This is a genomic window from Streptomyces sp. CNQ085 (genome assembly GCF_022614595.1).
Classification (GTDB): domain Bacteria; phylum Actinomycetota; class Actinomycetes; order Streptomycetales; family Streptomycetaceae; genus Streptomyces.
Genome location: NZ_JAJFAU010000106.1, coordinates 1 through 3,537, shown reverse-complemented (window position 1 = coordinate 3,537; position 3,537 = coordinate 1). Strand labels below are relative to the sequence as shown.

1 protein-coding gene and 1 pseudogene are annotated in these 3,537 nt (G+C 74.4%); both read right to left on the bottom strand.

From position 1 onward, the window contains the following. Window positions 1-34: 34 nt before the first annotated feature. Window positions 35-2,464: pseudogene (locus LJ221_RS17185) on the bottom strand (right-handed parallel beta-helix repeat-containing protein); the annotation flags it as partial. Window positions 2,465-2,629: 165 nt separating this feature from the next. Beyond that, complete coding sequence (locus LJ221_RS17180) at window positions 2,630-3,214, bottom strand: hypothetical protein (protein ID WP_241717615.1); 585 nt, start codon at window positions 3,212-3,214, stop codon at window positions 2,630-2,632. Between the last annotated feature and the right edge of the window lie 323 nt (window positions 3,215-3,537).

Below are 3,537 nucleotides of genomic sequence, written 5' to 3'. Positions count from 1 at the left end.
CTGAAGACGCTGGTTCAGCGCGGATGGTTGGCCGAGGATCCCGCGGCAGATCCTCGGGGTGGAGCAGCGTCAGGTCTCCGGTGTCCGGGTCGTCGAGCTGGGCGACCCGGCCCGCGTGCCGCTCGACCATGGCCTCGAAGGTCTGCCGCGCGGTGCGGCCGTTGCCGAACGTCGGCCCCTTGGGCAGCTCGGCGAAGTACTCCAGCAGCGCCTCGGCCGTGCCCCCGGCGAGCTGGTACTCGTGCTCCTCGGCCTGCTGCCCGACGATCCGCAGCAACTCCTCGGGCGTGTAGTCGCCGAAGGTGATGGTCCGTGAGAAGCGTGAGGCCACACCGGGGTTGACCTCCAGAAAGCGTCTCATCTCCGCGGTGTAGCCGGCGACGATGACGACCACCTCGTCGCGGTGGTCCTCCATCAGCTTCACCAGGGTGTCGATCGCCTCCCGGCCGAAGTCCCGGCCGGAGTCCTCGGGCGAGAGGGCGTACGCCTCGTCGATGAACAGCACGCCGCCGCGCGCCCGGTCGAACGCCTCCTGGGTGCGGATCGCCGTCGAGCCGATGTGCTCGCCGACCAGGTCCACCCGGGAGACCTCCACCAGGTGACCGCGCTCCAGCACCTCGAGGGAGTGCAGGATCTCCCCGTAGAGCCGGGCGACCGTGGTCTTGCCGGTGCCGGGGGAGCCGGTGAAGACCAGGTGCCTGCGCGCGGAGGCCGCCTTCAGACCGGCCTCACGGCGCCTGCGGCCCACCTCGATCATGTCGATGAGGGCCCGCACCTCCCGCTTGACGCTCTCCAGGCCCACCAGCGCGTCGAGTTCGCCCAGCACCTCCTTCGCGGGCCGGGCGTCCTTCCCCGGCCCGCCGGGGGCCTCTCCGGAAGGGGCCCCGGCGGGGGCGGGCGCCGCGGCGGCCGACTGCTGGGGTATACCGCCCAGCAGACCGGCGGTCCGGACGGCCGGGGGGAGGGACGGCTCGGGCTCGGAGGCGACCGGCGCGGAACTCCGGTCGCTGGTGCAGTCCTCGGCGACGGGCCCACCGTCGGCGAACTCGTAGCCCCCGCGCGCACAGCGCTCGGTGCGGCAGCGGCGCAGCGTGGTGCGGCAGCCGTCGATCACATGGAAGCCGTAGCCGCCGGATCCGGTCACCCGGCAGTTCGAGAAGGTGCCGCGCCCTTCGGCGGAGACGTAGAAGCCCGCCTCCACCGGATCGGTCACGGTGCAGCGGTCGATCTCCGGATCGGCGCCCTTGGTGACGATCACGCCCGTACCGGCGGCGTCGATCGTGCAGTTGGCCAGGGTGCCGCCGCTGCCGTGGTCGCGGAACCAGGCGCCGGTGGCGGCCTCCCGGATACGGCAGTCGTCCAGCTGGACCGTACCGCCGTCGCTCACCGAGACCGCCGTGTTGCGCACCTGCGCCAGATCGCTGTCGAGGACGTCGGCCCGCGAGCCCCGGTCCAGGACGAACAGTGCGTCCGGCACGTCGTGAACCCGGCAGGAGTCCAGCAGCGCCGAGGCGCCGTCGCTGACCCACACCGCCGGGTAGTCGCCCGTACTCTCCTGGATCTCGCACCCGTTGGCGTCCACGCGGGTGCCCGGGTCCCACACCGACAGGCCGTTGCGGCCGAAACGGCGCACCGTGGAGCGTGTCAGGGTCAGCACCGAGCGCGAGCGCAGGTCGACCGCGTTCTCCGGGATGTCGTGGATCTCGCAGTCGGCCAGGGTGAGCACCGCGTCGGTGTCCAGGGTGACGCCGTCGGCGGAGGTGCGATGCACCCGGCACTGGGTGAGGTTCCCGACCGCGCGGGAGGCGACCCGTATCCCCGCGCCCTTGATCTCGTACACCTCGCAGCCCACGGCGTCCACCGCGCTGCCCTCCCCGGACAGCGCCAGCCCCGCTCCCGAGGCGTGGTGGACCCGGCAGCGCTCCAGCCGGGGGTGGGCACCCTCGTGCACCGCGATGCCCGACTGCCCGGCCGCGACCACCTCGCACTCCTCGAACAGTCCGCCCGCGCCCCCGCCGACGCCGATGCCCACCCCGGCGGGGTTGTCCACGGTGCAGCGGCGCAGGGTCGGCCGGGCCCCGGAGCGCACCTCGATACCGGAGGCCGACCGCGTCACCACGCGCAGCCCGGAGAGTTCGGCCACGCAGTCCTCGACCAGCAGCGCGGGCGCCGCGGCGTCCTGGCCCTCGATCTGGAGGTCGCGCACCACCGCCGCGGCGCGTACGGTCAGCGCCACCCCGTCGGCGGGGGCCAGGCGCACCGAGCCGCCGTCGGAGCGCTCATGGCCGCGCAGGGTGACGGCGCGTTCGATCACCAGGTTCTCGCGGTAGGTGCCGGGGGCGACGGTCAGCACGTCGCCGTCGTCGGCGGCGCCGAGGGCGGCGGAGATGGTGGCGTAGTCTCCCGTGCGGCGCCGCCACCGCGACGAGCTGGTGTGCGTCACCTGGACCAAGCCCTGTGCCATGGACCGCCTTGCCCCAAACCTCGTGCGAACCTCGATCGCGCTGTCGCGCGCATCCGGATGCACCACCGTAGCGTGTGCCGGACCGATGGGATGACCGGTCCGCCCGCCATGGCGGAGGCAGGCCCTTCACGCGCCTGCCCCGGCCGGATCCGGGCCGAGTCCGGGTCAGTTCGACTGACCGGCCCGCCCCCCGTCGGGGCCCACCCGGGCCCACTCCTGCGCCCAGCGCGTATAGCGCCGGGCCATCAGCCGCCGCATCAGCAGCCGCCGTGCGGTCTCCACCAGACCGGCCGCGGCCACCGCCGTACCGACCCCGGCCAGGGCGGCGTGCGAGGAGACGGCGGCGGCGTCCAGCGGACGTGCGGAGAGCTCACCGCGGGCGTCCACCCACACGCGCAACCGGTCACCGGGCTCGGTCGGGCGGTCGGCGGCGACCGTGCCCGAGTGGGTGCGGCCGTCGACCGCCGTCCAGGTGGCGTTCACCAGGTGGCCGGAGTCGACATCGGAGCCCTCGGCCACGGGCGGAGTGCTCTGGGCCACCGTCGCCCACACCTGGTGCCGCTGCCGCTGCTGCTCGCGCACGACGCCCATCAGCGTCTCGTGCGCGGTCCGGGTGCCCCACAGTGCGACGGCCGGTGTGCCCACGGTCATCAGCAGGACTGCTGCCAGCGCCAGCCAGCCCTCGACCCGGTCGGTGGTCCGGCACAGCGGGTTGCCCCGCCACCGCCACAGCCCGGCGATCGTCCGCACGATCGCTCACCCCCCTTGCCACCGGTCACCGCCCGCCCGATCTCGCACGGGAGCGGGCGGACGGGGGAGAGGACGGCGGCACGGACCCGCGCCGACAGGGACCCGGTGACATCCTCCCGCCTCCACGGCCGAGCTTATCGGCACCGGAGCGCACTGCACAGCCGCCCAACAGGCCCGGAAGGAGTGAGAAGGAGGGGTGGAAAGGGTACCCGGGCGCCCCGGTCCGGCGCGGCGCCCCGCGGAGCACGCCGGGGACGCCGGGGTCCGGTCCGCCCGTGGCGGGGGGACCGGGACCCGCACACCCGCCGCGGTCCGCGCGGACC